Consider the following 23,729-nt stretch of genomic DNA (forward strand, 5'->3'; position numbering starts at 1 on the left):
ATCAAAACTAGTAACTAATAATGATCAAAAAATTTAACTAATTCTATTCACATAGTAAAAGCGTGATAGGGTTATTCATTCCCTATCACGCTTTAAATCTGATGAGCTTTTCCATCATTAAATTAGCTTTCGCTTGATACTCGTAACCTGTTAAGGGCACGTGCTAAGTGAACTTGTCCCCGAGCTAATTCATCAGGGTCTTCAACTTCACGGGCATGTTGGATTGTCTTTTCAGCACGCTCTTTAGCATTTTTAGCCCGGTTAACATCAATTTCTGATTGTAATTCGGCACTATCAGCGATAACTTCGGCATTTTTTCCGTCAAACTTAACATAACCACCGTTGACCGCAACAAATGTGTCATGGTCCCCAGTATCAGAATGTTTAACAGTTAATTCACCAATTGTCAAAGCAGCAATTAATGGAAGGTGATCTGCCATTAAACCCAGTTCACCGGTTTCGGTTGTAACTACTAGCATTGTGCTTTCTTCGTTATAAACCGTACCATCCGGGGTGACAATGCTAACGTGGAATGTTGCATCTGCCATGAGCATCCCTCCTAATCCTTAACTGCTGAATCTTCTTGCATCTTCTTAGCCTTAGCCTTGACATCATCAATATTACCAACCAAACGGAATGCTTCTTCTGGAAGGTCATCATATTTACCTTCTAGAATTTCCTTGAAGTCCTTAACAGTTTCCTTCAAAGGAACGTAAGCACCTGGGGTACCAGTAAATTGTTCCGCAACACTAAAACTTTGAGAAAGGAAGTTTTGAATCCGCCGTGCACGAGCAACAATCGTCTTTTCTTCGTCGGATAATTCATCCATCCCTAAAATAGAGATAATATCCTGCAATTCACGATAACGTTGCAAGACATGTTGGACCTGAGTAGCTACTTCATAGTGTTCCTTACCAACAATTTCAGGGGTAAGAGCAGTTGAAGTAGAAGCCAATGGGTCCACAGCAGGATAGATTCCGATTTGTGTTAACCGCCGTTCCAAGTTTGTGGTTGCATCCAAGTGCGCAAACGTAGTAGCTGGAGCAGGGTCGGTATAGTCATCGGCAGGAACATAAACAGCTTGAATAGAAGTGATTGATCCCTTCTTAGTTGAAGTGATTCGTTCCTGCAATTGACCCATTTCAGTTGCTAACGTTGGTTGGTAACCAACGGCAGAAGGAATCCGCCCAAGCAAGGCAGAAACTTCTGAACCGGCTTGAGTAAACCGGAAAATATTGTCAATGAATAACAGAACGTCTTGTCCTTTAACATCACGGAAGTATTCAGCAATTGTTAAACCTGTTAATGCAACCCGCATCCGGGCACCAGGTGGTTCATTCATTTGACCATAAACCATGGCTGTTTTATCAAGGACTCCAGATCCTTTCATTTCGTAGTACATGTCGTTCCCTTCACGACTACGTTCACCAACACCGGTGAAAACAGAAATACCATTGTGTCCTTGGGCAATATTATGAATTAACTCTTGAATTAAAACAGTTTTACCAACTCCGGCACCACCAAATAATCCAATTTTACCACCCCGAACATAAGGCGCTAACAAATCAATAACCTTAATTCCAGTTTCTAGAATTTCAGTTTCGTTGTTCAAATCTTCATACTTTGGTGCATCACGGTGGATTGGCATTCGTTTTGCATCTGATCCAAATTCTGGACCGCCATCGATTGGTTCACCTAAGACATTAAACACCCGTCCGAGAGTATCGTCCCCAACTGGAACACTAATTGATGCGCCAGTATTTTCAACGTCCATTCCACGCTTTAATCCATCAGTACCGTCCATAGCAATTGTTCGTACGATGCCGTCACCTAATTCAAGGGCAACTTCCACCGTCAAAGTCTTGTCATCAGCTTCCTGAATTTTTAAAGCCGTGTTAATCTCTGGGAGTTTTTCGTCTGCAGGAAATTCAACATCGACAACTGGTCCAATAACTTGGACAACTTTACCAGTAGTACTCATGTATTTCCTCCCATTTACAAATTATTCTTGGGCTGTCATACCACCTGTAATTTCAGTGATTTCAGTAGTAATAGCAGCTTGACGTGCACGATTATATTGTAACTGTAAGGTCGCAATAATATCATCAGCATTATCTGAAGCTGACTTCATAGCATTAGCACTGGAAGCGTGCTCAGATGTTTTAGCATCCAAAATAGCTCCATAAACTAAACTATTCGCATATTGAGGAACCAACAAACTAATCATATCTAATAAGCCGGGTTCCAAATCGTACTCAGCTTCAATATCATTAGTCACGGTCTCTGCAACCCGTTCATCTTCATGTTCTTCTAATGATTTTACCGAAATTGGTAAGAACAATTCAGTCCGATCATGTGAAACAATTCGATTTACGAAATGGCTATAAGAAATATATAGTTGATCGTAAACATGATCTTCAAACATTTGAACTGCTTTCTTAACAATCCCTTCGACCTCACGATATGTAGGCACGTCACTCACACCCGTATATTCAAAGACAACGTTCATACCGCGCTTTTTAAAGAATTCCGTACCGGTCTTCCCAACAGTTAAAAACACGGTGTTATCTTTATTGAGGCCATTTTTCTTCATCGTATCAAGGGTGGATTTAATAACATTACTGTTATAACTACCAACCAACCCTCGATCCGATGTAATTACTAAAATACCGACCTTTTTTACCGGGCGCTCATCAAACAATGAGCCAATTTCCGCTCCGATTTTTTCAGCATTTTCCTTGCTTTTCAGCGTGGCAATATGAGATTTAACCAGGCTTGCCAAAATCGCTTTAACTTCATCAGCATAAACTTGATAAGTCTTAGTGTGACTTTGAACTTGGTTCAACTTGGCTGTAGAAACCATCTGCATTGCAGTTGTAATTTGTCGTGTACTTCGTGTCGAATCCAAGCGACGCTTAACTGCAGCTAATGATGCTGGCACTAAATCTCACCATCCTTTCTTAAAACGTCAGTATCTAGTCTTCGGCCTCTTGGGCCTCTTGTTGATCGTCAGCCGCTTTGGCTTTCTTTTGATCACTTGTTTCAAAAGTGTCCTTAAACGATGTAATTGCTTCATCTAAGGCATTTCCATCAGGAAGTTTACCAGTTGACTTAATTTGGTCATATAGGTCTTGATGGTTAGCACGCATATAGTTAGCTAATTCACTTTCAAAACGTAAAATATCATCGACAGGCAAACTATCTAAGTACCCGTGACCAAGAGCGTACAAAGTAACAACTTGTTGTTCAACAGGTTGTGGTTGATGTAAACCTTGCTTAAGAACTTCCACAGTTCTTTCACCACGTGATAACTTAGCCTGGGTAGCAGCATCCAGATCAGAACCGAATTGAGCAAATGATGCTAATTCATTGTAAGAAGCAATATCCAGACGAAGTGTTCCGGATACTTTCTTCATCGCTTTAACTTGGGCGTCACCACCAACACGAGAAACTGATGTCCCGGCATCAATGGCTGGCCGTTGTCCAGCATAGAAAGAATCAGCATTTAAGAAAATTTGTCCATCGGTAATGGAAATAACGTTAGTTGGAATATATGCAGAAACGTCACCAGCTTGAGTCTGGATAATAGGCAAGGCTGTCATTGAGCCACCACCTAAATCATCAGATAACCGTGCCGCACGTTCCAACAACCGTGAGTGAGTATAGAAAATATCACCAGGATAAGCTTCACGACCAGGTGGTCGACGCAAAATCAGTGATAGTTCACGGTAAGCATCCGCTTGTTTTGACAAGTCATCATAAATAATCAAAACGTCCTTGCCATTATACATAAACTCTTCACCCATGGCAGCACCAGCATATGGTGCAATGTATAACATTGGTGCTGGGTTAGATGCTGAAGCTGATACAACAATCGTATAGTCTAACGCACCATAACGACGTAATGTTTCAACAGCACCACGAACAGTTGATTCCTTTTGACCAATAGCAACATAGATACAAATCATGTTTTGGTCTTTTTGGTTAATAATCGTATCCAATGCAATTGAAGTCTTACCAGTCTTACGGTCACCAATGATCAATTCACGTTGACCCCGACCGATTGGTACTAATGCATCGATAACTTTAATCCCCGTTTGGAGCGGTTCAGAAACACTCTTCCGTTCCATAACATCAGGAGCCTTTTTTTCAATTGGACGTGTCTTATCAGTTTTAATGTCACCGAGACCGTCAATTGGGCGACCTAATGGGTCAACAACCCGACCTAATAAGGCATCACCAACAGGAACTTCCATAATTCGACCAGTCCGCTTAACTGTATCTCCTTCGCGAATTCCTGTGTAATCACCTAAAACAACGATACCAACGTTGTTTGATTCGAGGTTTTGGGCCATCCCATAGACTCCATTATCAAATTCGAGCAACTCACCAGCCATGGCATTTTCAAGCCCGTCGGCACGAGCAACACCATCACCAACATATGTCACAGTCCCTGTTTCTTCAACAGAAATAGTGTCTTGGTAATTGGCGAGTTGCTTTTTGATGAGTGAACTGATTTCCTCAGTTTTAATGCTCATACAAATCTCACCTCTTCAAGTACAAAACAACCTATTCAACAAGCAATTGACGTATCTTTCCTAGCTTGGTCTTTAAACTCCCGTCAAGCGTTTGACTACCAACTTTTACAATTAATCCGCCAATAATTTTTGGATCGACTGTTTGATTTAAAATCACTTCATTGGCTCCTAAACGTTCCGCTAAAGCATCGGCTAGTTTTTGACGTCTATTTTCATCCAGTTGCACGGCAGAGACGACATCAGCATGAACCCGTTTGTGTAATTGGTCATACTGTGCTTCAAACTCATCAATGATTGCAACCATTTCTCCCATTCGACCATAATCGAAGACCATTTGAATTAAATTGGCCACTAATTTGGAGGACCCATCCTTTAATTCTTCTATCATGCTCTTCTTTTGGCCTTGGCTTAAATTGGTTCCACTAAGGGCCCGTTGTAGTCCCACGTTCTGTTCAAAGACAGTTCGCAGTGCAACAAGTTCTTGATAAGTTTGTTCCAGTTGATCATCAGCACTTACTAATTCGAATAACGCCTTAGCATACCGTTTTGCAACCGTCTTCTTATCAAGACTCATTTTTTACTCAACCCTTCAATGTAAGAATCAATTAATTGTTGTTGATCATCAGCATTTAGCTGTTTGTTAATCAACTTAGCAGCAATCTCAAGAGATAGGTTTGCCACGTCATCCTTTGCGCTCTTTAGTGCATCCTGACGTGCTTGTTCAGCGTCACGTTGTGCTTGTTCTTGAATTGATTGAGCGCTTTGGTGAGCCTTGTCTACAATTTCATTTCGAAGACTTTCACCATTTTTACGCGCGTCCTCAACAATTTGGGTAGCTTCTTGCTTTGAGCCTTGCAATTCTTCTTGTCGTTGCGCAGCTAACTTTGCAGCTTCTTTTCGATCCTTTGAAGCATTATCAATATCATCCGCAATTTTGTTGGCCCGCTTTTCCATCATTTGTGTAACAGGTTTCCAAGCAAAATGCCATACTAATAAAGCTAGAATGATAAATGAAATTAAGTAAAATAGCATATCACCCATGTACAAACTATTTGATTGAGCAAGAACTAGCATTCATGACACCTCCTTTCCTATTCTTTAAATCGTTTCTACCAACCACTACTTGTTCATAACCAAGAAGGCAACAACGATCGCTAAAATAGGAACCCCTTCAATCAAACCAACACCGATGAACATTGTGGTCCGAAGTTGTCCTGCGATTTGTGGTTGACGAGCCATTGAATCAACAGTATGAGAAATAACTAAACCATTTCCGTAACCAGTAGCGAGCGCTGCACAAGCGGCAGCGATACCAGCAGCAATTGCACCCATTTTGAGTACCTCCTTAAAAATATAAGTACTAATCCCCAGAAACCTTCCGAGAAATATAAACCGTTGTTAATGTTACAAAGACATAAGCTTGGATTGAACCAATAAACACTGAAAAGCCTTGCCAAATCATTTCAACTGGCAAACTAGCAATGATTGTCGGCCATCCGTGCGAGAAAGCCATTTGACCAAGCAGCCCCAGTAAAAGTTCACCAGCATAAATATTACCGAAAATCCGTAATCCAAGAGTTAAGAAATTACTTACCTCTTCAATCAAATTAATTGGTAACATTAACGCACTTGGCGAGACGAATTCAGCAAAATAACCTTTAATTCCGTTGTTTACTAGTCCCGCAAAGTGTGAGAGAACAATAACCATTAAAGAGAACGTTAATGTAATTACTGGATCAGCTGTTGGACTCTTAACCAATTCATGCCCGTTCCAGCCAACCTGTAAGATTAAACCTAACTGGTTAGCTACAAAAATAAACACAAACAGAATGAAGATAAAGTAGCTAAATCTAGCTCCAACTTCACGATTCATTTGACCACGAACTATTCCATTTGTGAAATCAATGAGCCATTCAATAACATTCTGACCACCCTTAGGTTTCATTTGAATGTGTCGTGATAATCCAAATAGCAGGAAGAACACAATTACACATACAACTAATCCTGAAATCATGTTAGTGATATTAAATGTTAAACCGAATAGGTTAAAAGTATAAGCATCACCGCCCATTCATATTCCACCTCTTTTCCTCATAACATAAAATAAGGTCTGTAAAGTTGAGAAATGCTTTCACAATACTCAAATTACAGACCTAAATATATCATTTTTTAAATCAAATAGCAAAGGCAAATGAAGCGGTTTCAACACCGACATATTGCAATTATGAGACCTTTTTCATTGATTTTTCATTTTGTTTTTCACTTGCTGCTTCTTGAGGCAAAATCAAATTCAGTAAGATTCCTAATACAGCAGCCACTGCTAACCCTGAAAACTGATATTGCCCTAACTTCAGATAAGCATTTCCAATCCCGATAACAAGGATTACTGAGGAAATCATTAGATTACGTTTTTTATTAAAGTCAATCTGATCTTCAATCATCACACGTAAACCACTAGACGCAATTACCCCAAATAACAGGAATGAAATCCCCCCAATTACAGGAGAAGGAATCGATTCGATTAAAGCACTTAATTTTCCAACAAAACTAAAGAAGACAGCAAATAGGGCAGCTCCCGCAATAACATATACACTATGTACCTTAGTGATAGCCAGTACACCAATATTTTCACCATAACTAGTAACAGGAGGTCCTCCAACAAATCCAGCAATGATGGAAGCTGTACCATCACCAGCCAACGTGTGGTTTAATCCAGGATCTTTGAAATAATTACGTTCGGTTAATTCATTCAATACCATGATGTGGCCCAAGTGTTCAGTCATGGTTACAAACGCAATTGGTGCCATGCTTAAAATGGCTCCCCAATAAAATTTGGGAATATAGTTGATAAATGGTAATTGAAACTTTGGCAAGCTAAACCAATGTGCTGCCACAACAGGTGCAAAGTTAATAATTCCAAACAGAACCGCTATTACATATCCAAAGACAATTCCCATTAGAATTGGAATTAATCCTAAAAATCCCTTGAAATACATGTTAAATGCTACTGTTAAAAGCATTGTAAGCATTGCAACCATGAAATAGCGAATATCATAATGACCACTATTAATTGTGGCATCTTTAGCAGCAGTTCCGGCCAATGATAAACCAATTACCATTACTACGGGTCCCACAACTATTGGAGGTAAAATCCGGTCAATCCAGTCTGATCCAAAAAAGCTAACTATTAAGGAGACAATGAGGTATACACACCCTACGGCAATTGTCCCTTGAGCAATTCCAGGGTAACCGGTCGTTTTCATTAAAGCCATCATTGGTACAACAAATGAGAAACTGGACCCCATGTATGCTGGAATCTTATGATTCGTAATTAATAAATAAATCAGGGTTCCAACACCGGAACTAAATAAAGCAATTCCAGGGTTTAATCCCACTAAAATTGGTACCAAAACGGTAGAACCAAACATTGAAAACATGTGTTGCAATGATAAGCCAAACCACTGGCCAGCTTTTGGACGTTCATCAACATCGATAACTACGTCACGTCTTTTTGCCATCTGCAATCTTCCTTTCCAAAAAAATAGTCCCTCAGGTAGAGAAACCTCAGGGACTATATAATTTGGAATCTGATAAACAGTTCCACCATTATTTCACCGTACCTTTGAGGCCTCTCTGGACCTAATTAAAGGATATCTATTTATCATTAGTATCATAGTTAGTTTTGTGTTCATTGTCAACAATTTTTCTTTGATTCCATAAAATCAATTCCGTAGACAAGGGCACTGTTAAAATAACACCAATAAATGAAATTAACACAGTAACTAGTTCAGTGACTAATATTTTATTATTCATAATTGTACCAAATGAATAATTTAAACCAGCAAACCAAATAAATAATGCTAACAGATTACCTAAAAATCCAAATAGTAAAGTATTTAATGTGGTTCCCATAATATGCTTACCAATTTGCATTCCACTTAACATTAATTGACGACTAAAAATGTGTTTATCATGTCGAAAGGTTTCCACAATTCCGCTTACAATCGCTATTGATGCCTCTGCAATTGAACCTGAACAACTCAGAATCATTGTCATCATTCCAATTTGCACATAACTAATACCAATTAAAATTGACATTCCTTCTAGTTCACTACTATTTTCATTACTGAACCCCGTTGCTTGAACAAAATGTTCTGCCACTAATGTCATAATAATAACAATAATCATTACAATGATAGAAGCTTCAAATGCACTTACACTAACTTGTAAATCGTCAGTTCCCATAAAAATAGTTGTTGCCAAAATTAAAATTCCTAAAATAACTGTGATGACTAGTGGTGAAAAATGCCATGCAACAAGAACCAGTCCGAGGAAGAAGTAACAAAAGTTCAGCATTAAACTGACAAATGATGACCATCCTTGCTTTCCACCAACAGCAATCATCAATAATAACAATATTAATGCTAATGCTGTTATAGTACTCATTGCGTCACCTTCTTGCCAAAATAAATGCTGCTAAATAACTGATTACCGGGACTGTAATTACGATCCCAATTCCTGAAACTAAACTTTGGGCCACCCCTAAACTCATACACATATTAAATGTATAACACCATGAATTACCGTTACGTAATAATAAAACTGCGTTTGTTAAAGTTGAAAACAAAAAAATCATTAACAAAATATTGGCTAGAGGTCCCATCACAGATTGGCCAACACTTCGTCCAGCATCATAGAGTGTTCGCCATTGAGGATTATGATTAATTCTTTTCACTTCAAACATCGTAGCTAGAATATCGCTGGTTTCATCCATTACTGCACCTAGCACACCAATCATTACTTCAGCCAAATATAGCATCCGGTAATTTTGGGTAACATACTGCATTGATTCGTAATAAATCCCCTTTTCTCCGGTGATTTTACTAACCACTACGAAGATCAGCATTGAGAGCCCCACTCCTAACAATGAAGCAATCAGAGTTGCTAGTGTCTGCTTGCTCCAACCATATACAAAAGTTAACGATGCTAGTGCCATTAGCACAGACACAACTGCAAAAATTAGTAACAAATAATTAGCTTGCGTTTGAACGTTAATTTTGACAGCAATAACAAAGAAAACAACGTTCAAGATTACTGAAGTGAAAGCAAGCCCTCCAGATCTTCCAAAAAGCATGGTAACTAAGATTACTACAATCCATAGCAACGCTACTAAAGTTGTGTCACGCTTTAGTCCTGAAACATTAGCAGTCAAATGACCGTTACTACTGGATAATTGAGTTAAAAAAGCCTGTTGCCCAATTTGATAGCGTTGATCCATTCCACCTGACTGTGAATAATCATTATTAGCGTAAACCAGTTTACCTTGATGTTTACCATTCATTACCCGTAACGTTAATCGTTGTTTGTACTGATAATCAATATTATTAAATTCGTCCTTTTGTTTTTGACGGTGAATCACTTTTACAGCAATAACTTTTCCAATAGGCCGTCGATACATCGATTGGTTATGGCTCACTAAAATTATACTGCCCAAGGCCAGGAAAAAGAGTAGCATCAATACCTTCCAATGCTTACTCCACCATTTTTTCATTAGGTTCATTTTCATATTCCTCTTTCGAATTATCGTTCCACATTCTACTATATCCCTTCAAAGCTGTTAATTCTTGTTGGACTAATATTAAAGAAAAGTTAGTGTTTCTACCGTCATTGTTTTAAAATGAACCTATCAGAAATGTAAGGGAGAAAATACGAATGGCAGAATATCATATTTACTTAGTTCGACACGGCCAAACTTTTTTAAATACCTTTCATCGTCTTCAAGGCTGGATTGATTCTGAATTAACAGAGCTTGGTGAACAGCAAGCTAGCCAAACGGGAGCAAACTTACAAAGTATCCCGTTTGATTTAGTGGTCTCTTCTGACTTGCACCGTGCAATTCAAACAAGGGACCTCATTATTCAACAACTTGTAAAACAACCGGCTATAATCAAAACTGATCCGGCCTTTCGAGAAGTGTTCTTCTCTTCGTTTGAAGGATTACCAGCAAATGATGTTTTCAAAAAGATTTGTCAACGATATGGATTCGATAGTCAAGATGATATTATTGCTAAGCAAGGATTCGCATATGTACGTCAACTTATGCAAGATGATGATCCTACTCACCAAGCCGAACTGTATCCGGATATCATTACACGGTTTAAAAAGGGACTTTATAATATTACTCAGCAACTTCCCCATGGAGGAAATGTGTTAATTGTGTCTCACGGTGCTTTCATTCGTACCGTCGCTGATTATTTGGGAATCAATATTATTAACAATTTTCCCAGCAATGCAGGAGTTACTGAACTTGCGATGTCCCTTCCCAGCGATGTTCGAATCGTTGAATATAATCGTTCCCTTTAAGTCCATAAACCAAAAGACCACTAGCATCAAACAAGTGCTAGTGGTCTTTTTAGCTAATAAATGATTACTTAGTACCAAAGAGACGGTCACCGGCATCACCTAAACCGGGAACAATATAACCGTCATCATTGAGATGATCATCTAAACCACATGTGTATAAATCAACATCTGGGAACTTTTCACGAACAGCTTGAACCCCTTCTGGAGCTGCTACTAAGCAAGCAAATTTAATATTCTTTTCAGAACACCCACGTTTCTTCAAAGCATCAATTGCCATAATTGCAGAACCACCAGTTGCCAGCATTGGATCCACAACAAAAAGTTGCCGTTCTGTAATGTCGTTAGGTAGTTTTACAAAGTATTCATGAGGTTTCAAAGTTTCTTCATCACGATACATACCAATGAAGCCGATTTTAGCAGCAGGAATTAGTTCAGTCATTCCATCTACCATTCCTAAACCAGCCCGTAAAATTGGTACAATTGCCACTTTTTTACCAGCTAATTCCTTTTTAGTGGTTTTTGCAATTGGTGTCTCCACTTCAACATCTTTCAGTGGCATTGAACGTGAAACTTCGTATGCCATTAATGTTGCAAGCTCTTTAACGGTTTCACGAAATACCTTTGTACCAACATTTTTGTCACGAATCATTGTTAACTTATGCTGAATCAAAGGATGATCTAAAACTTCAAATTTACCCATGGTTAATACACTCCTTTTTGTTTCTCAATTATTGTACCAAAAACCATGTAATTTGTTAGACATTTACTGGATTTATTTCAAAAAATTATTTAAACCCTAAATCCTTAAAGTGCTGACCACCAGCTGATTTATTCAAACGGTTCATGTAAGCTAGCCCCAGTCCGTGACTTGGATATGCTTGTGTTACAATCGCTTGAACCTGATTCTCGTCATCATATTTTCGAAGGCCATCAAACAAACGTGCACTTGCATCGACGATATTTTTACCTAATGAAAATGAATCAGCATTTTTAGGTAAAGTAATCTGATGAAGAATGTTCTCATCTGCCATTACCCCAACAGTGAATGATTGCTTACTAATCCATTCCATGACAGTGTTCCAGTCAGAGTCTTCATCAACAATATAAACTTGAGCATTAGGTGCGTAATGTTTATATTTCATTCCCGGAGCCTTTGGTGTTTCGCTTTTGCCAACATGATGATGGTTTAAATCGATCGAACCAATTACGCTTTCAATATCTGCTTTAGTAACTGCTCCCGGTCTTAAAATTACTGGATGATCAGTAGACATATCAAGAACCGTTGATTCAACTCCCACTCTGGTTGGACCGTCATCTAAAATCCCCTTAATTTTGCCATTTAAATCATGGTACACATGCTGAGCAGTAGTTGGGCTCGGCTTCCCAGAAGTATTAGCTGAAGGCCCCACAATTGGTACCCCAGCCTCTTTAATTAATTCCAATGTTGGTTGGCTGTTAGGAAAACGAAATGCAACGGTTGATAATCCACCGGTGACTGTCTTTGATAAGGAACCAGGTTTAATATTCAAAATAATAGTTAATGATCCCGGCCAGAACTTCTTCATTAATTGACGTGCTTTCTCAGGAATTTCTCGGGCATATTTTTCTACCATTTCAACAGAATCCACATGCACAATCAGTGGATTGTCACTAGGCCTTCCCTTAGCTTGATAGACCTTTTTAACTGCATCCTCATTGGTTGCATCTGCTCCAAGGCCATAAACAGTTTCAGTTGGAAAGGCCACTAGTTCACCATCTTTAAGCGCTTGTGCTGCCTTTGTTATTTGATTTAGGTTATAAATTGTTGTTTCCATTTCAATCACCTTTGATCTTAAATAAAATCCCATGCTTTAATCATACGCATCCGGTCAGCAATATCATGCCGTACTTTTATCTTTGCCTGTGGCTGCGTTTGATGAAATAGTCGTTGAATTGATTCTTCTTGATCGTAACCAGTTTCACCAAATAATATTCCGCCAGGTTTTAGATGATAATGAACCTGTTCAAATAAGCGATGATAAAGTCCTAAACCATTCTCCGAAGCAAAAAGTGCTACCGGTGGTTCATACTCGATTACTGATTGATCCATCACATCCCTGGCATTTGGAGAAATATAAGGTGGATTAGTTACAATTAAATCATACCTTTCATTAGCCAATTTGGTAAATAAATCGCTCTCAATCTCTGGCAAATTAGTCCCATGCAAGCGCTGATTAGCAGTTGCCACCCGCAGTGCTCCAGCTGAAATATCACTCAACGTAATGTTCCAACGTGGCCGTTCCAACGATAGTGTAATGCCAATTACACCACTGCCTGTCCCCAGATCAAGGACTTTCAGCGGTTCATTTTCAGGCATTTCTTGTAATACCCATTCCACTAAATCTTCAGTTTCCATTTCTGGGATTAAAACATCATTATTCACTACAAATGTCCTACCAAAAAATGGCGCTTTGCCAACAACATACTGAGTCGGTTCGTTTTTAGCTATTCTAAAAATGGCTGCTTGAAACCGTTGCTTCTCATCATCAGACATGACTACTCGATTGTGCATTAATAGGTCTGCATCAGACCACCCATGAATCATTTTCAAAACAAATTCCGGAGCATATGGATCCTGATGTAGTCTCCGTAAAAAAGAAGAAGCCCATCGCTGGGCTTGAAAATATGTCCAATTACTCATTACGTAATTGCTCCAATTTTTTAGTTTGGTCGGCGATTATTAATGCTTCAATGATTTCATCTAAGTCACCATCCATAATTTTATCCAACTTATTCAGTGTAAGACCAATTCTGTGATCCGTCACCCGATTTTGTGGATAGTTGTAAGTTCGGATCCGCTCGGAACGGTCACCTGTTCCAATTGCGTCTTTCCGTTTTTGATCATAAGCACTTTGTTCTTTTTGCTGGTAGTAATCATAGACACGGGCTTTGAGAATTCGCATGGCCTTAGCACGGTTCTGTTGTTGAGAACGTTCATCCTGCATTGCTACGACAATTCCTGTTGGCAGGTGCGTCATCCGAACCGCAGAAGAAGTTTTGTTAATGTGCTGACCACCAGCACCAGATGAACGGTAAACATCAACACGAATGTCTTTTGGATCTAAATCAATTTCAACGTCCTCTGCTTCGGGCATAACACCCACAGTTGCAGTTGACGTGTGAACTCGACCGGCCGATTCTGTTACTGGAATTCGCTGAACACGGTGGGCCCCGTTTTCAAATTTCAATTTAGAGTAAACTTTATCACCAGAAATCATTAAGACAATTTCCTTAAAGCCACCGACTTCAGTTTCTGTCTTGTCGACTACTTCAACATTCCAGCCCTGTTTTTCAGCGTAGTGAAGATACATATTATAAAGGTCACCAGCAAACAAACTGGCTTCGTCACCACCAGCAGCCCCACGAATTTCCATAATAATGTTCTTATCATCATTAGGATCTTTTGGAATTAATAATACTTCTAGCTCGTGGGCTAATTTTTCCTGTTCTTCTTTTGAATCAGCTAGTTCTTCTTTAGTCATCTCAGCCAATTCATCATCTTTCGTTTCACGAAGAAGTTCTTCGTCGTCATTAATTGTCTGGGTAACTTTTTGATATTGATGATACTTCTCAACTGTTTCACGCAAACTACCTTCTTCTTTAGATAGTTTCATAAAACGCTGGCTATCAGCAATGACTTCAGGATCGCTGATTAATTCATTTAACTCATCGTAACGGTCAGCAACCGCTTGTAATTTATCAAAGATTTCATCCATTTCCATTAGTCATTCTCCTGTTCACTCGTTAATTCGGGGTGAAAATAATGTTTGCGACATACTGGGTAATATGATTCATTACCACCAATTTGTACTTGGTCTCCCTCATAAACTGGCTTGCCATTATGAATACGTAGATTCATAGTTGCCTTATGAGGGCAGAACCAACAGATTGTTTTCATCTCTTCAATCTTGTCAGCATAAATTAATAGGTATTTAGACCCTTCAAATAATTCGTTGCGGAAATCATTTTTTAAACCAAAGGTCATCACCGGAACCCCTAATTCATCGACAATTTTTGTTAATTGCAAAACATGCTCTTTGGTTAAAAACTGGGCTTCATCAATTAAGACACAGTATATTTTATGGTCTGCCAAAACATCTTTTACCAATTTATAAACGTTGGTGTCCTTCATCACAGGAGTCACCCGCCGTTTTAAACCAATACGACTGGCAATCACTCCTCGTCCTGCTCGAGTATCCACACCACTGGTCAATAGCTCAACTGGCTTCCCTTGCTCTTCATAGTTGTGAGCAACTTTCAAGATGTCAATTGATTTCCCAGAATTCATTGCGCCATATTTAAAGAATAACTGCGCCAAAATATTCACCTTTCCCGATTAATTTAGTACTGTTCAATTATAACGGAAAGTGGGGAGTTTTTGAATAGGAAATCGAGTTGTCATTCTGATGCTTTTTGAACACCAATTCAAATATTATCAACGTTCAAAAATTTAATTTAGATAATTACTGAAAATTAGGGGAATTGCTCGCTTTCTTTTTATGCCAATAACGGTTAAAATTAATCGTTATAAAGATTTAAGTCGAAAGGATAATATTAGAATGTCAATTAAAAGTTCGTTTGCCGAATTTGCTGGTCGTTCTAGTTACTGGTTTTTACACAATGTTTTCCATGGCGGGAGTTCATTGCCAGGAAAAATCACATTAAAACTTGACCCTAACATCTTAAGTGAATTTAGCAAAAAATATGATTTAGTAATTATTACCGGAACCAACGGTAAAACATTAACCACTGCATTAAGTACTCGCGTTTTACGTGAGAAATATCCACAAGTGGTTACTAATCCATCCGGTTCAAATATGGAACAAGGAATTGTGACTGCGTTTATTACTGCTCCTCGAGCTAAACAAAAAGGGCTTGCTGTCTTAGAGGTTGACGAAGCTAACGTCAGAATGGTTACTAAGCACATTCAGCCTATTGCTATTGTTATGACTAACTTGTTTCGTGACCAAATGGATCGTTATGGTGAAATTTATACTACTTATGATAAGATCCTTGCCGGTGTTAAACTGGCTCCAAAAGCAACCATTATTGCCAATGGAGACGAACAGATTTTCAATACAAAAGACCTCCCTAACCCAGTAATTTACTATGGATTTGCTAATGATCACCAAGAAGATTTGCGTGCGCCAGCAAATACTGATGGTTTGCTCTGTACAAAATGTCAGCACATTCTGCACTTCCATAATATTACTTACGCTAGTCTCGGAGAATATTTCTGTCCAAACTGTGGTTTCCATCGACCAGAACTAACATATAAGGTTACTGCTATCGGTTCCATGACCCCTACTTCTTCTAAGTTCCAAATTGATGGTCATCCATTTGAGATTGGGGTTGGTGGTTTATACAACATTTACAACGCACTAGCAGCATATTCATTGGGGCGCTTTTTAGGTGTTTCACCTGCGCAAATTCAAAATGCCTTTCAGGCCGATGAACACGTTTTTGGAAGGCAAGAAATTATTAACGTTGACGGTAAAGAGGTCACACTTGTCCTTGTTAAAAATCCCGTTGGTCTGAATCAGGTAATTGATATGGTCCTGACTGATCCAGAACCATTTAGTTTTGGATTCTTGCTGAATGCTCATTATGCTGATGGAATCGACACCAGTTGGATCTGGGATGGTAATTTTGAAAAATTAAATAATCATTCCATTAAGAAGTTCTTCACGGGTGGAGAACGGTATAAAGATATTTCGACCCGTTTAACAATGGCCGGTATTAACGATATTGAAGAAGAACCTGATCTTGCTAAAGTGATTGATAAAATTAAGCAAATGCCTACTAAACATGTTTACGTTCTCTCTAGTTACACTGCAATGCTTCAACTTCGTAAAGAATTAGCAGAGCGAAAGTATATTCAAGGAGGCATGGATTAATGGCTAAGTATAATTTAAAAGTTGCTCATTTTTATGGTGACTTAATGAATACCTATGGTGATATTGGTAATATCATCGCCTTAAAATATTACGGCAAGCAGATGGATACTGACATTACATCTGACATTGTCAGCATTGGTGATGACTTTGATGATCAGCAATATGATCTAGCAGTCTTTGGTGGTGGCCAAGATTATGAACAAATGGTGATTTCCAAAGATATTCCTCATAAAAAAGAAGCAATTGCTCGCTTTATCAATGGTGGCAAACCATTTTTAGCAATCTGCGGAGGTTTTCAATTATTAGGTCAGTATTACGTTGATGCAAATGGCGAAAAGATCCCAGGAATTGGTGTCCTTAGTCACTATACTGTTACCCAAAGCAGTCACCGTTCTGCAATGCAAAACCAAACCAGGTTTATTGGAGATATCGTTATTAAGAATCCTCAAAATGGCGATTTATATCATGGCTTCGAAAACCATAATGGTCGAACTTTCTTGGGAGATGATGAGCAACCATTAGGCATTGTTCAAGAAGGTCATGGTAACAACGGCGAAGATAAAACTGAAGGAGCAATATACAAGCACACTTATTGTTCTTACTTTCATGGACCAATTTTAACGAGAAATGGAAATCTTGCTAAGCAAATGCTCCTTGAAGCACTTCACAACAAATATCCAAATGAAGACTTTAGTAAACAAGAAAGTCTCATTATTAAACCGACTTTCTAGAATAGAGGAAAATTTATGTCTAGTATTTTCGTTACTTTGATTACAATTGCGTTCATTGGTGAATCGTTTTGGGAATATCGACTATTTGCTTTTTTGACCAATAAGTCTACCAATATCATTAATGAAAATGAACGTCAACAATTAACCAGTTCTCTCAAACTGGATCGCCGATGGAAATGGCTTTCTTGGATTCTTATCCTTGCCATTTTCATTGCACCCTCTGCATACTACTTACCATTAGTATGTCTTCTTTGTTTGCTTGAAACGTTTATGGTGATGCGCTTAGACCGTGTTAAAAAGCGCTATTTTGATTCTCAAAACTAAAATCAAATAAATCATTATTACATAAAGACCGTTAGCTAATTACCAGCTAACGGTCTTTATTGTCTTTATTTGTCCTTCTCATCCATATAGGTAGCCATGATTTTACCCCGATAATTAAGGTATTCATCATTATCAGCCGTCGGGTGTACCCGATTGGAAAGAACAATCATTCCCTGATCATTATTACGATCTAGAATCATCCACGTCCCGGTAAATCCCGTATGACTAATCACAGTATGGTGATCTTTTGTATTAGCATGAAGCAATTTCCATCCCAGCCCACGATTATGCACACCATCTAAAAGTGTTTGATCTTCAAACATCATCCTGATTGTTTGATCTGTAAACAAATCATTTAAATTATTTTCGATTAATGACCGACCATACTTTGTAAGATCATCCAGTGTTGAAAATAAGCCAGCACTGCCACAATGTCGTTGAAGAATATAACCCTTAGGATCGTGTACATTACCACGAATTAATCCTCGCTTAGGTTGTATTTCAGTTGGAACACAGTCTTGCCAATGAGGAGTATAAGTGGTCCGCACCATTCCTAGTGGTTTAAAAATATGGCGTTGACTTAGCACTTGAATTGGCTGACCCCATATTCGTTCTGCAATTAATCCTAAATAGATAAAACCAATATCGGTATACAAAATGTTTTTATTTAAATTAATACCAATATGTTCCATAGTTAATAGGCTTTCCAGCAACTGGTGGGGTCCTAATTCATTCCGGTGTGGAATATAACCTTCAATAGCGGCAGTGTGAGTAATTAAATTCCGTACCTTGACTTCTTGATTATCGATTTCCGGCAGAAATTTTTTTACTGGATCATCTAAGCTCAGTGCCCCTGATTGAATTAACAACGCAATAATCGGTACCGTCCCAATAACTTTGGTCAAGGAAGCTAAATCATATTGCATGCCATCACGCAGTTTGATTTTTTGAGGAGTAATTTCGGAGAATCCTTCCACTTTTTTGATTGTCGTACTCCCATCAAAAATCGCATAGCTTACACCAGGAACAGTTCCACTAGTAACCATTTGATCCAATAGTTTTAACGTTTGAAAATATTTTGTATCCATCACAAACCTCTTAAAAGACTAGTCACTTGCTAATTGGTTACCCGCAAATTGGCTATTGTAAAGATCCGCATAAAAGCCATTTTGTGCCATTAACGAGTCATGATTACCAGTTTCAATAATATGACCATGGTTCATTACAATAATTTGATCAGCATTTCGGATTGTTGATAACCGATGGGCCACAACAAAGCTGGTCCGTCCTTTTTGAATGTCATTCATGGCGTTTTGAATTAATGCTTCAGTTCTAGTATCTACAGAACTAGTAGCTTCATCCAATATTAACACATCCGGATTAGCAAGAAAGGCTCTCGCAATTGTAATTAATTGTCGTTGTCCTTGAGAAATATTAGACGCTGTCTCATCCAAAACTGTATCGTAACCATTAGGCAATTCCCTAATGAAGTTATCTGCGTATGCTAATCGCGCTGCTTGGTAGACTTCTTCTTTTGTAGCATCTTCTCGGCCATATTTGATGTTATCAAATATGGTTCCCGTAAATAGCCAAGTATCCTGAAGAACCATTCCAACATGCCGGCGTAATTCCTCTCGAGTCATTGATTTGGTGTCATGTCCATTATAGAAGATATGACCACCATCAATGTCATAAAACCGTTCTAGAAGATTAATAATAGTTGTTTTACCAGCTCCAGTTGGCCCAACAATTGCCACCATTTTATTCTGTGGCGCTTTTAAATTGAAATTCTCAATTAGTGGTTCGTTGTGATTATATGAAAAGCGAACATTTTCAAATTGGATTGCTGGTTGGACCCCGCTTTTAACTGGTGTGTTTGCTAATTCTGTGCTCATTTCATCTTCGTCTAGCACTTCAAAAATTCTTTCTGCAGAAGCAATTGTTTGCTGAATAGTGCTCGATAAATTAGCAATCTGTGTAATCGGCTGAGAAAACTGGTTGGAATACTGTAAGAATGCTTGAACATTACCTAATGTAATTTGGCCATGTGCCACTTGAATTGCACCAACTACAGCAACTAATAAGTACCCGACATTACGCACAAAATTCATGCACGGGAAAATTAGAATTGAGAAGAATTGAGCTTTCCAAGCTGCATTGTAATACCGTTGGTTCTTTTTAGCGAAATTTGCTTCTTCATCTTCTTCATGATTAAAGACACGGACAATCGTGTGCCCAGCGTAAGTTTCTTCGACTTGTCCATTAATTTCACCCAGTGTTGCCTGCTGTCTAGCAAAAAGTTTTTGAGCAGTTGGGGCAACAAAACCAACAATAACAAGGCTAAGCGGAATGATTACCATAGCTACCAGCGTTAGTCGCCAGCTAATAGAAAGCATTAATGCTAAAACTCCCACAAAAGTAATGGTACTAGTAATAATTTGGATCATTCCTTGTTGAAGGGTACCGGCAATGTTATCCATATCATTAATCATTCGGCTCATGATGTCCCCATTGGAATGAGTATCGTAGTATTTAACCGGCACTCGACTCATTTTTTCCTTTAAATCCTGTCGAAGATTATAGACAACCTTTTGAGAAATCCTGGTCATCATCACTTGCTGGACAAAACTAAATAATCCTGAAAAGACATACAAGAGAATGACTACGACAGCAATATGAATAATCTTGTCAAAGTCAATCGGAAGGCTTTTAAGATGTACTCCTGCTTTCATCTCTTGATATCCCTTTAAAACTCCATTATAAATTGTCGTGGTGGCCTCACCCAAAATTTTAGGAGCAAGGATCGACAAAATAACCGAACAGATTGCCATAATAATGGAAATAATTACTCCCCATTTCCAGGGCGCCAGATACGCAATTAATCGTTTGGTAGTTGGCCAAAAATGTGTGGCCTTAGCCGATCGGCCGCGATTGGGTCTATGACCATTGTTCATATTAATGCGCCTCCTTTTGAATCTGTGAGTTTAATGTTTGCTGATATGTCTTATTTTCAGCTACCAGTTGTTCATGGCTACCTTGACCAACTACTTTACCATCATCTAACACTAAAATCAGGTCAGCATTTGCGACAGTAGATATCCGTTGAGCAACTATTACTGTCACAGCTTTTTGTAACTGATTATCCTGTTTTAATGCTGAGCGCAGCTTTGCGTCGGTCTTAAAATCTAAAGCAGAGAATGAGTCATCAAAAATATAAATGGAGGCCGGTTTAATAATGGTCCGTGCAATTGCTAGTCGTTGTCTCTGACCACCAGAGAAGTTTGCCCCATTTTGTTCTACAACTGCATCTAGCCCTCCTGCTTCTTTAACAAAGTCAGCAGCTTGAGCGACTTCTAAGGCGTGCCAGATTTGGTCATCAGTGGCATTCTCCATACCAAACTGCATATTCGAACGAATTGTTCCTGAAAATAGGACAGCTTTTTGTTGAGTAATTGAAATTAATCTGTGTAAATCATGTTGAGTTAACTGATTAATTGGATAACCATCAACTTTTATTTTTCCTTTTTCAATATCAAACAAACGCGGAATTAAGTTTACTAATGATGATTTTCCAGATCCGGTCCCACCAATAATGGCAAGCGTTTGTCCAGCATGGATATCAAAATTAAGGCCTGTTAAAGTTAACTTTTCAGCTCCAGAATAGCGGAAGTCCACATTTTCAAAAGAAAGAGATGCTTCAGATGCATCTGTTAACTTAACAGGGTTCTGTGGATCAGCAATCACCTCTTCTTGTCCTAACACGTCGTTAACCCGTTTTGCCGATGCAGAAGCTCGTGGAATAAATACAAAAACCATTGAGAGCATCATAAAACTGATTAATATTTGAGTCGAATAAGTCATAAAGGCAATTAGATTTCCAACTTGCATACTCATCTGAGCAATTAAATGTGCCCCTAGCCAAATAATTCCAATATTAGTGAGGCTCAACACCAAAGTCATAATAGGAAATAAAAAGGACACAATTGTATATGCTTTGATCCCTGTATTCGTGTAATCATCATTTGCTCTTTGAAAACGGCTTTGTTCACGCTTTTCCTGATTAAAAGCACGAATAACACGCACACCGGTTAGCCCTTCACGAAAGACCAAGTTAATTTGGTCAGTTTTCTTTTGAATACTTTTAAATAGTGGAATAGCAAAGTACATAATAGCAATCACTGCTATCGCTAATACTGGTAAGGAAATCAAAAAGACTTTAGTTAAACGTGGTTCTCGATAATATGCTAAAACACAGGCTGCAATCAACATAATCGGTGACTGTAACATCATCCGCAGGAACTGAACCATTACATTTTGAATTTGAACAATATCATTTGTAGAACGAGTAATCAGTGAAGAACCACCGAATTTACTCATTTCCTGACTAGAAAAATGTAAAACTTTCCGATAAATCTGCTCACGGAGTTTTTTGCCGACTTTCATCGCCTGAGTAGAAGCAAAGTAAACATTCACTGCTGCAGCAATTAATCCCAGGGCAGCTACCACCAGCATTTTGCCACCTTCAGACCAAATATAACCAATGTCTTGTTTTAGTATTCCATTGTCAATCAAGTCTGACGTAATTGTTGGTAAATATAAATCAGCAGCTACTTGAAAGCATAGAAAAATTACCGCTAACAACGTTGGTAGTAATTCTAAATTACGTTTAGCAATTTTTATCATTGTTTCCTCACCTTACTTTTTATAATTTTCTTGTAGTCCCTCAACCATCAAATGGCTAATTCTCAACAAATCCTGACAATCATCAATACTTAGCTTGCTTAATAAATCATTGATAAACTGTTTTCGTTCCAAATCTAGTTGATGATATTTTTTTAACCCTTTATCTGTCAGACTAACCACTACCAGACGATGATCTTTCTGATCACGATGACGTTGTATCATGCCGTCTCTTTCTAAACGTGCTAGAACTTGTGAGACAGAACCAGGACGGACGTGGACTAATTTGGCTAGTTCATTTTGACATACTTTATTATCATGTTGTGCCAGTGCCACAATAATTTGGCCGCCACCTTTAAAATTATCAATTCGATTACGATTACTTAAACCAATGCCATTCATCATGCGGACATTTTTCATTAATTCATGAAAAATTTCGTGCTTATCTACCATTTCTTACCTCCACTTTTATATGGTACCTAATAGTTAGGTACCTAACGATAATTTATATTACTCTTTTTTGTGGTGATTTCAAGAAAAAAATGGCATGATATTATTATTAACCATGAGGAGTGAATTTATGGAAACTTGGTTATTTTTAGGACTAATATTATTAATTGCAATTATTGGTAAAAATACTTCACTAATAGTGGCTTCAGTGGTTGTCATGCTCATTAAAGCATTACCATTTGCGCAAAAATGGTTCCCAATCATTCAAAGTAAAGGAATAAATTGGGGAGTAACCATCATTTCAATCGCTATTTTAATCCCAATTGCTACCGGTGAGATCACATTCCATGATTTAATTAGGGTTTTCAAAAATCCTGCTGGCTGGATCGCCATTGGTATGGGGATTGCAGTAGCAATCCTATCTCGATGGGGAGTTAACCAACTTTCTGCTTCTCCGCAAGTAACAGTTGCCTTAGTCTTTGGTACTATAATGGGAGTTGTGTTATTTAAAGGAATTGCTGCTGGACCAGTAATTGCAAGTGGTTTAACCTACTGTATTGTTACAATGTTAAATTTACATTTTTAACAAAAAAAGGCTCCCATTTAAGGAAGCTGACGTGTACCCAAAAAGTTGGAAGTTGAATATTCTGGCTTAATAATTGAATAAATATTTTTCTAGGCAACTAGATACTGCTCATATTGAAGCG

The 23,729-nt window shown here is 38.3% G+C and carries 25 protein-coding genes; 5 read left to right on the forward strand and 20 right to left on the reverse strand.

The window, feature by feature from the left end; translation table 11 throughout:
• Positions 1-122 precede the first annotated feature (122 nt).
• From H5975_RS03010 to H5975_RS03060, 11 genes are all read right to left on the reverse strand, one after another.
• Entirely contained in the window at positions 123-548 is a 426-nt protein-coding gene (locus tag H5975_RS03010; RefSeq protein WP_204784828.1) for a F0F1 ATP synthase subunit epsilon, read from the reverse strand.
• Between the two features lie 11 nt (positions 549-559).
• A complete protein-coding gene (gene atpD, locus H5975_RS03015; RefSeq protein WP_178661777.1) occupies positions 560-1,981 on the reverse strand; it encodes a F0F1 ATP synthase subunit beta in 1,422 nt (473 codons plus the stop codon).
• Between the two features lie 21 nt (positions 1,982-2,002).
• Entirely contained in the window at positions 2,003-2,941 is a 939-nt protein-coding gene (locus H5975_RS03020; RefSeq protein ID WP_204784829.1) for a F0F1 ATP synthase subunit gamma, read from the reverse strand.
• Positions 2,942-2,975: 34 nt separating this feature from the next.
• Complete coding sequence (gene atpA / locus H5975_RS03025; protein WP_178661781.1) at positions 2,976-4,538, reverse strand: F0F1 ATP synthase subunit alpha; 1,563 nt, start codon at positions 4,536-4,538, stop codon at positions 2,976-2,978.
• Between the two features lie 31 nt (positions 4,539-4,569).
• Positions 4,570-5,112, reverse strand: coding sequence for an ATP synthase F1 subunit delta (atpH, locus tag H5975_RS03030; protein WP_204784830.1), 543 nt, complete (start codon positions 5,110-5,112; stop codon positions 4,570-4,572).
• The gene (gene atpF, locus H5975_RS03035; protein WP_178661785.1) at positions 5,109-5,612 is read right to left on the reverse strand and encodes a F0F1 ATP synthase subunit B; all 504 of its coding nucleotides are present in this window, start codon (positions 5,610-5,612) and stop codon (positions 5,109-5,111) included. The genes atpH and atpF overlap by 4 nt, the downstream gene beginning before the upstream one ends.
• Positions 5,613-5,657: 45 nt before the next feature.
• Entirely contained in the window at positions 5,658-5,870 is a 213-nt protein-coding gene (atpE, locus tag H5975_RS03040; protein ID WP_178661787.1) for a F0F1 ATP synthase subunit C, read from the reverse strand.
• Between the two features lie 28 nt (positions 5,871-5,898).
• Positions 5,899-6,609: a F0F1 ATP synthase subunit A gene (gene atpB / locus H5975_RS03045; protein WP_178661789.1), complete on the reverse strand. Its 711-nt coding sequence runs from the start codon at positions 6,607-6,609 to the stop codon at positions 5,899-5,901.
• Positions 6,610-6,760: 151 nt separating this feature from the next.
• Complete coding sequence (locus H5975_RS03050) at positions 6,761-8,056, reverse strand: uracil-xanthine permease family protein (RefSeq protein ID WP_204784831.1); 1,296 nt, start codon at positions 8,054-8,056, stop codon at positions 6,761-6,763.
• A 136-nt stretch (positions 8,057-8,192) separates the two neighbouring features.
• A complete protein-coding gene (locus tag H5975_RS03055; protein ID WP_204784832.1) occupies positions 8,193-8,984 on the reverse strand; it encodes a YibE/F family protein in 792 nt (263 codons plus the stop codon).
• A gap of 4 nt (positions 8,985-8,988) precedes the next feature.
• On the reverse strand, positions 8,989-10,098 hold the full coding sequence (locus tag H5975_RS03060) for a YibE/F family protein (protein WP_239473120.1): 1,110 nt from the start codon (positions 10,096-10,098) through the stop codon (positions 8,989-8,991).
• A 152-nt stretch (positions 10,099-10,250) separates the two neighbouring features.
• Between H5975_RS03060 and H5975_RS03065 the strand changes: the two genes are divergently transcribed.
• Positions 10,251-10,901, forward strand: coding sequence for a histidine phosphatase family protein (locus tag H5975_RS03065; protein WP_178661795.1), 651 nt, complete (start codon positions 10,251-10,253; stop codon positions 10,899-10,901).
• 64 nt (positions 10,902-10,965) lie between these two features.
• Here the strand turns inward: H5975_RS03065 and upp are convergent, their stop codons facing one another.
• From upp to H5975_RS03090, 5 genes are all read right to left on the reverse strand, one after another.
• A complete protein-coding gene (upp, locus tag H5975_RS03070; RefSeq protein ID WP_178661797.1) occupies positions 10,966-11,601 on the reverse strand; it encodes a uracil phosphoribosyltransferase in 636 nt (211 codons plus the stop codon).
• A gap of 85 nt (positions 11,602-11,686) precedes the next feature.
• Positions 11,687-12,715: an L-threonylcarbamoyladenylate synthase gene (locus H5975_RS03075; RefSeq protein WP_204784833.1), complete on the reverse strand. Its 1,029-nt coding sequence runs from the start codon at positions 12,713-12,715 to the stop codon at positions 11,687-11,689.
• 17 nt (positions 12,716-12,732) lie between these two features.
• Positions 12,733-13,581: a peptide chain release factor N(5)-glutamine methyltransferase gene (gene prmC, locus H5975_RS03080; RefSeq protein ID WP_204784834.1), complete on the reverse strand. Its 849-nt coding sequence runs from the start codon at positions 13,579-13,581 to the stop codon at positions 12,733-12,735.
• Entirely contained in the window at positions 13,574-14,656 is a 1,083-nt protein-coding gene (gene prfA / locus H5975_RS03085) for a peptide chain release factor 1 (RefSeq protein ID WP_178661823.1), read from the reverse strand. Before prfA ends, prmC begins: the two co-directional genes overlap by 8 nt.
• Positions 14,657-14,661: 5 nt before the next feature.
• Positions 14,662-15,258, reverse strand: coding sequence for a thymidine kinase (locus H5975_RS03090; RefSeq protein WP_204784835.1), 597 nt, complete (start codon positions 15,256-15,258; stop codon positions 14,662-14,664).
• A 241-nt stretch (positions 15,259-15,499) separates the two neighbouring features.
• On the opposite strand from H5975_RS03090, the gene H5975_RS03095 reads away from it, so the two are divergent.
• Genes H5975_RS03095 through H5975_RS03105 form a run of 3 tightly spaced genes read left to right on the forward strand, consistent with a single transcriptional unit; the run spans position 15,500 to position 17,892 of the window.
• Positions 15,500-16,837, forward strand: a complete 1,338-nt coding sequence (locus H5975_RS03095; protein WP_204784836.1) for a Mur ligase family protein — start codon at positions 15,500-15,502, stop codon at positions 16,835-16,837.
• Complete coding sequence (locus tag H5975_RS03100) at positions 16,837-17,568, forward strand: type 1 glutamine amidotransferase (protein ID WP_204784837.1); 732 nt, start codon at positions 16,837-16,839, stop codon at positions 17,566-17,568. Before H5975_RS03095 ends, H5975_RS03100 begins: the two co-directional genes overlap by 1 nt.
• Positions 17,569-17,583: 15 nt before the next feature.
• A complete protein-coding gene (locus tag H5975_RS03105) occupies positions 17,584-17,892 on the forward strand; it encodes a hypothetical protein (RefSeq protein ID WP_204784838.1) in 309 nt (102 codons plus the stop codon).
• A gap of 65 nt (positions 17,893-17,957) precedes the next feature.
• Here the strand turns inward: H5975_RS03105 and H5975_RS03110 are convergent, their stop codons facing one another.
• Genes H5975_RS03110 through H5975_RS03125 form a run of 4 tightly spaced genes read right to left on the reverse strand, consistent with a single transcriptional unit; the run spans position 17,958 to position 23,025 of the window.
• Positions 17,958-18,980, reverse strand: coding sequence for a serine hydrolase domain-containing protein (locus tag H5975_RS03110; RefSeq protein ID WP_204784839.1), 1,023 nt, complete (start codon positions 18,978-18,980; stop codon positions 17,958-17,960).
• A gap of 18 nt (positions 18,981-18,998) precedes the next feature.
• On the reverse strand, positions 18,999-20,846 hold the full coding sequence (locus H5975_RS03115) for an ABC transporter ATP-binding protein (RefSeq protein WP_204784840.1): 1,848 nt from the start codon (positions 20,844-20,846) through the stop codon (positions 18,999-19,001).
• 1 nt (position 20,847) lies between these two features.
• On the reverse strand, positions 20,848-22,575 hold the full coding sequence (locus H5975_RS03120; protein WP_204784841.1) for an ABC transporter ATP-binding protein: 1,728 nt from the start codon (positions 22,573-22,575) through the stop codon (positions 20,848-20,850).
• 12 nt (positions 22,576-22,587) lie between these two features.
• Entirely contained in the window at positions 22,588-23,025 is a 438-nt protein-coding gene (locus H5975_RS03125; protein ID WP_204784842.1) for a MarR family winged helix-turn-helix transcriptional regulator, read from the reverse strand.
• 127 nt (positions 23,026-23,152) lie between these two features.
• Here H5975_RS03125 and H5975_RS03130 point away from each other — a divergent pair, with 127 nt between their 5' ends.
• The gene (locus H5975_RS03130; protein ID WP_204784843.1) at positions 23,153-23,608 is read left to right on the forward strand and encodes a DUF441 domain-containing protein; all 456 of its coding nucleotides are present in this window, start codon (positions 23,153-23,155) and stop codon (positions 23,606-23,608) included.
• Positions 23,609-23,729: the final 121 nt, after the last annotated feature.

The sequence above is a fragment of the Limosilactobacillus coleohominis genome, assembly GCF_016901675.1.
Taxonomy (GTDB): Bacteria; Bacillota; Bacilli; order Lactobacillales; family Lactobacillaceae; genus Limosilactobacillus; species Limosilactobacillus intestinavium.

Coding starts and splice junctions, on each gene's coding strand:
- H5975_RS03010 (WP_204784828.1), bottom strand. CDS start 548: ATGGCAGATGCAACATTCCACGTTAGCATTGTCACCCCGGATGGTACG.
- atpD (WP_178661777.1), bottom strand. CDS start 1,981: ATGAGTACTACTGGTAAAGTTGTCCAAGTTATTGGACCAGTTGTCGAT.
- atpA (WP_178661781.1), bottom strand. CDS start 4,538: ATGAGCATTAAAACTGAGGAAATCAGTTCACTCATCAAAAAGCAACTC.
- atpH (WP_204784830.1), bottom strand. CDS start 5,112: ATGAGTCTTGATAAGAAGACGGTTGCAAAACGGTATGCTAAGGCGTTA.
- atpF (WP_178661785.1), bottom strand. CDS start 5,612: ATGCTAGTTCTTGCTCAATCAAATAGTTTGTACATGGGTGATATGCTA.
- atpE (WP_178661787.1), bottom strand. CDS start 5,870: ATGGGTGCAATTGCTGCTGGTATCGCTGCCGCTTGTGCAGCGCTCGCT.
- atpB (WP_178661789.1), bottom strand. CDS start 6,609: ATGGGCGGTGATGCTTATACTTTTAACCTATTCGGTTTAACATTTAAT.
- H5975_RS03050 (WP_204784831.1), bottom strand. CDS start 8,056: ATGGCAAAAAGACGTGACGTAGTTATCGATGTTGATGAACGTCCAAAA.
- H5975_RS03055 (WP_204784832.1), bottom strand. CDS start 8,984: ATGAGTACTATAACAGCATTAGCATTAATATTGTTATTATTGATGATT.
- H5975_RS03060 (WP_239473120.1), bottom strand. CDS start 10,098: ATGAACCTAATGAAAAAATGGTGGAGTAAGCATTGGAAGGTATTGATG.
- H5975_RS03065 (WP_178661795.1), top strand. CDS start 10,251: ATGGCAGAATATCATATTTACTTAGTTCGACACGGCCAAACTTTTTTA.
- upp (WP_178661797.1), bottom strand. CDS start 11,601: ATGGGTAAATTTGAAGTTTTAGATCATCCTTTGATTCAGCATAAGTTA.
- H5975_RS03075 (WP_204784833.1), bottom strand. CDS start 12,715: ATGGAAACAACAATTTATAACCTAAATCAAATAACAAAGGCAGCACAA.
- prmC (WP_204784834.1), bottom strand. CDS start 13,581: ATGAGTAATTGGACATATTTTCAAGCCCAGCGATGGGCTTCTTCTTTT.
- prfA (WP_178661823.1), bottom strand. CDS start 14,656: ATGGATGAAATCTTTGATAAATTACAAGCGGTTGCTGACCGTTACGAT.
- H5975_RS03095 (WP_204784836.1), top strand. CDS start 15,500: ATGTCAATTAAAAGTTCGTTTGCCGAATTTGCTGGTCGTTCTAGTTAC.
- H5975_RS03100 (WP_204784837.1), top strand. CDS start 16,837: ATGGCTAAGTATAATTTAAAAGTTGCTCATTTTTATGGTGACTTAATG.
- H5975_RS03105 (WP_204784838.1), top strand. CDS start 17,584: ATGTCTAGTATTTTCGTTACTTTGATTACAATTGCGTTCATTGGTGAA.
- H5975_RS03110 (WP_204784839.1), bottom strand. CDS start 18,980: ATGGATACAAAATATTTTCAAACGTTAAAACTATTGGATCAAATGGTT.
- H5975_RS03115 (WP_204784840.1), bottom strand. CDS start 20,846: ATGAACAATGGTCATAGACCCAATCGCGGCCGATCGGCTAAGGCCACA.
- H5975_RS03120 (WP_204784841.1), bottom strand. CDS start 22,575: ATGATAAAAATTGCTAAACGTAATTTAGAATTACTACCAACGTTGTTA.
- H5975_RS03125 (WP_204784842.1), bottom strand. CDS start 23,025: ATGGTAGATAAGCACGAAATTTTTCATGAATTAATGAAAAATGTCCGC.
- H5975_RS03130 (WP_204784843.1), top strand. CDS start 23,153: ATGGAAACTTGGTTATTTTTAGGACTAATATTATTAATTGCAATTATT.